General features: G+C 42.8%; 4 protein-coding genes and 1 pseudogene. 4 read left to right on the top strand and 1 reads right to left on the bottom strand.

Annotated elements, in window-relative coordinates:
• Positions 1-375: 375 nt before the first annotated feature.
• From ABHC48_RS20285 to ABHC48_RS20270, 4 genes and pseudogenes are all read left to right on the top strand, one after another.
• Positions 376-651, top strand: a pseudogene (locus ABHC48_RS20285) (N-6 DNA methylase); the annotation flags it as partial.
• A gap of 589 nt (positions 652-1,240) precedes the next feature.
• Positions 1,241-2,545 (top strand): group II intron reverse transcriptase/maturase, encoded by a 1,305-nt coding sequence (gene ltrA / locus ABHC48_RS20280; protein ID WP_117853751.1) that lies wholly within the window; start codon positions 1,241-1,243, stop codon positions 2,543-2,545.
• A gap of 161 nt (positions 2,546-2,706) precedes the next feature.
• Positions 2,707-3,009, top strand: a complete 303-nt coding sequence (locus ABHC48_RS20275) for a hypothetical protein (RefSeq protein WP_195700490.1) — start codon at positions 2,707-2,709, stop codon at positions 3,007-3,009.
• Positions 3,006-3,305 (top strand): CD1845 family protein, encoded by a 300-nt coding sequence (locus ABHC48_RS20270; protein WP_195700489.1) that lies wholly within the window; start codon positions 3,006-3,008, stop codon positions 3,303-3,305. Before ABHC48_RS20275 ends, ABHC48_RS20270 begins: the two co-directional genes overlap by 4 nt.
• 71 nt (positions 3,306-3,376) lie before the next feature.
• Here the strand turns inward: ABHC48_RS20270 and ABHC48_RS20265 are convergent.
• A partial coding sequence (locus ABHC48_RS20265) for an ATP-binding protein (RefSeq protein ID WP_195700488.1) occupies positions 3,377-4,485 on the bottom strand: 1,109 nt, incomplete at its 5' end.

Raw genomic sequence — 4,485 nt, 5'->3', positions numbered from 1 at the left:
TGGCTTCTATGATTTAGCCACAGCCTATCAGTCTGTGCACGTCAACTATTGAAACCGCCGTGTACCGAACGGTACGCACGGTGATGTGAGAGGACGGCGGTTAGTCACCGCCTCCTACTCGATTCTACGGGATTATCCTTCAATATCAATTTTCAGTCCAGACTTAAGCTCCACTGTGAAGTGGTCCTCCCAGACGATGATTCGCTCAAGCCAGCGTTTTACCAGGGACTCGTCGAAGGTTTCCAGGTGTGCGGGCTGCTGCTTGATGAAATCCTGCAGTTCGTTGATGCGGGCAATCTGTGCGTCCCTGGCAGCAGTGTCAACCGTGCATTTTTCTCGCTGTTCCCGGAGCTTGAAGATCTCGTCGGCAATCTCGTCGTAGCACCTAAGAGCAAAGCGGATATGGCTTTTATTATGCATAGCCTTTCATGGCTTGCGTCAAACGGAACAGCAGCAATTGTATGCTTCCCCGGTATTATGTATCGCGGTGGTGCAGAACAAAAAATCCGTAAATATTTGATAGACAATAACTACGTTGATTGCATTATTCAATTACCAAGCAACCTTTTCTTTGGAACCTCCATTGCAACCTGCATCATGGTAATGAAGAAGAATAAAGTGGATAATAAAATCTTATTTATTGATGCAACTCTCTAAACTTTCATAACAGGGATAGATACTCCATTTGCGGAGGGAGGAACGGCGTTTCTTCGCCGCACCTTCTTCCGCTTTTTCTTGTGCGCCGAGCATGGTATTAATCTTACTGGTGCAAGTCCAGTCACGGGTATTTACCGCCAAGTGTAGCGAACCACAAGTCGGTATCAGTAATGGTATGGATGGAGGAAGTGGTATAGCAAAATCCTTGAGCCTACGTACAGAAACTTGATAAGGCGATTAGGTGGGTAAGGTTGCAAGGCAAACCGAAGCCCTAATGGTAAACGTATACCGAAGTTGTAAATCAAGAGGTTGTGGGATGAAAGATTAGTGTCTTACCTCGGGAGACCCTACTCACATACTGAAAGGTATGGTCGGAAAAGGTTTGGAGAGGGAGTCAGATGATGTCATAGTAGGCAAAAGCTGAAGGACTGAAACGATTTATAGTACAAATCGTTATGTTTAAAATAATACATGAGCCAGAAATCGGATGGACAGGAAAAGTAGGAACGTAACCAAGGAATACTGTTTATATCTAGAGGGGTGTTATGTATGAATCTTAGGATAAGTCAGAGGAGTAACAACAATGGAATTAATCGAAGTGATTTTAACAAAAGAAAATCTGAACAAAGCCTATAAGAAGGTGGTAGCCAACAAAGGTGCAAGTGGAGTTGATGGAATTACTGTTGAGGAACTGGGAGATTATATAAGGGAGAATAAGGATGCGATTGTCACATCCATTAGGAATAGAACTTATATGCCGAAGCCAGTACGGAGAGTATACATTCCGAAAGACAATGGAAAACAACGTCCGTTGGGAATCCCTACAGCATTGGATAGAACTATCCAGCAGGCAATTGCTCAGCCAATATCTGATATTTATGAAGAAATATTTAGTGAATACAGCTATGGATTCAGACCAGGAAGAAGCTGTCATGATGCAATCAGACAGGCCCTCTGCTATCTGAACAGTGGCTATGAATGGGTAGTAGATATTGATATTGAACAGTTTTTCGACAGGGTAAATCACGATAAGTTAATTCAGATACTAAGAGAGCAAGTAAACGATAGTACCACATTAAATCTGATTCGGAAATATCTGAAAGCAGGAGTAATGGAAAAAGGACTGGAAAAAGCGACTATCACGGGTGTACCTCAGGGTGGCCCACTTTCGGTTGTATGTTCTAATGTCTATCTTGATAAGTTAGATAAAGAACTGGAGCAAAGAGGACTTTGTTTCACAAGGTATGCTGATGATGTGCTGATATTCACCAAAAGTGAGATGGCAGCCAATCGAGTAATGAAATCCATTTGTAGTTGGTTAGAAAGAAAGCTATTCCTGAAAGTAAATGCTACGAAAACAAAAGTGGTAAGACCGACAAGAAGTAAATATCTTGGATTCACATTCCTAAAGAATGGTTCGGAATGGAAAGTCAGACCAACCAATGAAAAGAAAAAGAAACTGAAAAAGAAGCTAAGCGAATATCTGAAAAGAGGAAAAGCGGTAGCGAGACCACTTGCAGTTACAATTAAGAGAGTAAACGAGATTGTACGAGGGTGGATAAATTATTTCAGAATTGGAATGATGAAGCTGTTTATGGAAGAACTTGGGGAATGGCTGAGGCACAAAATGCGAGTGATTGTAATGAAACAGTGGAAAAGACCAAAAACCATCTATAGAAATTTAAGTTATCTAAACTGGAAAAATAAGACTGGATGTAATCAGGAAGAAATTTTTAAAGTTGCGAACTCAAGACTTGGATGGTACAGAAGATGTGGAATGAACGTAGTAAATTTCATTATCAGTAAAGATTTACTTGAAAATAGGATAAAAGACGGAGCTAATTTGCTCAATCCCCTATCCTATTACTTAGTTAAAGTTGGAATATAAGTTGTAGAGCCGTATACGAGACCCGTACGTACGGTTCAATGGGAGGGGCGAGAAAAAATTTTTTTCTCCCTCTACCCTATTTTGTCTGTATCCTTGTCTTTTGCCTGTCCGTACCGGATAATATGAGTAGAATAAGAAGCGTAGCAAAGGAGTGAAAACAGATGCTGACCTTTGAAAAGGTGCTGGAGATTTTTGCGGATTACCTGACCGCAGACGAGACCATAGAAGTTTATATCAGCCGCCATGGATGTGTAAGAGTTGAATTTGACCAAGATTTTCACTATGGCTCTGGCGAGGTGTGCCATACTCCCAAGGAACTGTTCGACCTCTTAGCCGATGATTACCGGACTTATCTGGAGATTGAACTGACCAAAGGAAAACGGGAAGTGACGGAAGATGATGAGAGAGAAGCGGATGCCCTGTGCAAACGGCATCTGGAGCGTTGGAGGGAGGAACTGGAATGAAGATTTTGAAATGCTTGCTGATGATTGTAACTGCACCGGTCATTTTGGTGTTGACGCTTTTTGTCTGGCTCTGCATGGGGCTGATCTACATATCCGGTCTGGTGCTTGGTCTACTAAGCACGGTAATTGCTCTGCTTGGCGTGGCTGTGCTGATTACCTATTCCCCGCAGAATGGTGTGATTTTGCTGGTTATGGCATTTTTGATTAGCCCGATGGGGCTGCCGCTGGCTGCGATCTGGCTGCTGGGAAAGGTGCAGAGTTTGAAATTTGCGATCCAGGATTGGATGTATGGGTAAATGATGTGAATAAATCTGGAATGAAAAGAAGCAGGACAATGGGAGATGAGACCCAGTGCCCTGCTTCTTGGTTATTTGGAATGAACGGTAGTGTATTTCTGGTTTTTGCTTTTGGGTTTGTCTGGAAACATCATTTCAAGTTTACCAGAAGATAATAAAGGCTTGAGGTAATATTTGCTGAAGTGAGAACGGCTGGAAACATCAATATATGCTTGCATTTCATCTCGACTTTTAGGGTCTGCACAAAATTCCAATAGCAAGTTTTGCTTGCTGATCACAGATGTATCATGTGCGGCATCATGTGCTGTATCATGTGCGGCATCATGTACGGAAGCACCGCACATGATGTAGTTTACATTTTTCAAGATGACTCTGAAATCTGTCGCTGTTGAGGAAAATTCGGGCTTATATGCCTCTGTGTATCCAGGCAGCTTTTCGGTTTCACTGACGATTTTGCGTAGGCCACTTCCACGGCGTTCCATGTACTTCATGCGGTGGAACAGGTCAGCAATCACAGGGTTTCGTCGCATGGAACGGATACTGTAAATATCGTATTCCTGAATTGAGCCGCCGCCAAACATACCGCCCGGAGATGTGATTTCCACCCGATCATCAAACATATCAATATGGATTTCGCTGCCAAGCACAATATAATCACGATGGATAAGCGCATTAACAAGAGCCTCTGTCACAGCTCGTTCAGCATAATCCGGCTTGTCTACACGATACTGTGCCTTTTTGACAAAACGGACTTTGGAATTATTGCGAATAAATTCACTGCCGCTGTTCAGTAAATAAATCAAATTTCCCTCGTATTCTTTATCGTCCAGCGCATCATCAAAGATAGAGCCTTTTCCCAAGCCATTCCACCGGGTACAGAACATACGGGAGTTATAAACCGTGTGCTGATCGGTCATGAGTTTTCCGGCATTGGTCATGAGTCCATTTTTATCAGTCAAACCAAAGGAAACATAATCGGATGGCTCAAAGCGGAGACCGGTCCGTTCCAGATAGGTTGCTTCCAGAAGTGTAAAGCTGTAATCCTTTTTTACCGCGTCTGTTGTTAGGGTATCAAAGGACTGATTGGTTCCCTTTAAGATCAGTTCATTCACAATGTAATCAGGGGCAATTACGCTTTCATTTCCAACACGGATATATGCTTCCATCACGCCGTCTGCCT

Origin of the sequence: Ruminococcus sp. 1001136sp1 (assembly GCF_039841815.1) — a bacterium.
In the GTDB taxonomy this organism is placed as follows: Bacteria; Bacillota; Clostridia; order Lachnospirales; family Lachnospiraceae; genus Blautia_A; species Blautia_A faecis.
The sequence above is the reverse complement of the archived record's forward strand: the minus strand, read 5'-3'. Positions and strand labels throughout refer to the sequence as shown.

Excerpts from the sequence above, each read along its gene's own strand:
- ABHC48_RS20275 (WP_195700490.1), top strand. The coding sequence starts at position 2,707 with ATGCTGACCTTTGAAAAGGTGCTGGAGATTTTTGCGGATTACCTGACC.
- ABHC48_RS20270 (WP_195700489.1), top strand. The coding sequence starts at position 3,006 with ATGAAGATTTTGAAATGCTTGCTGATGATTGTAACTGCACCGGTCATT.
- ltrA (WP_117853751.1), top strand. The coding sequence starts at position 1,241 with ATGGAATTAATCGAAGTGATTTTAACAAAAGAAAATCTGAACAAAGCC.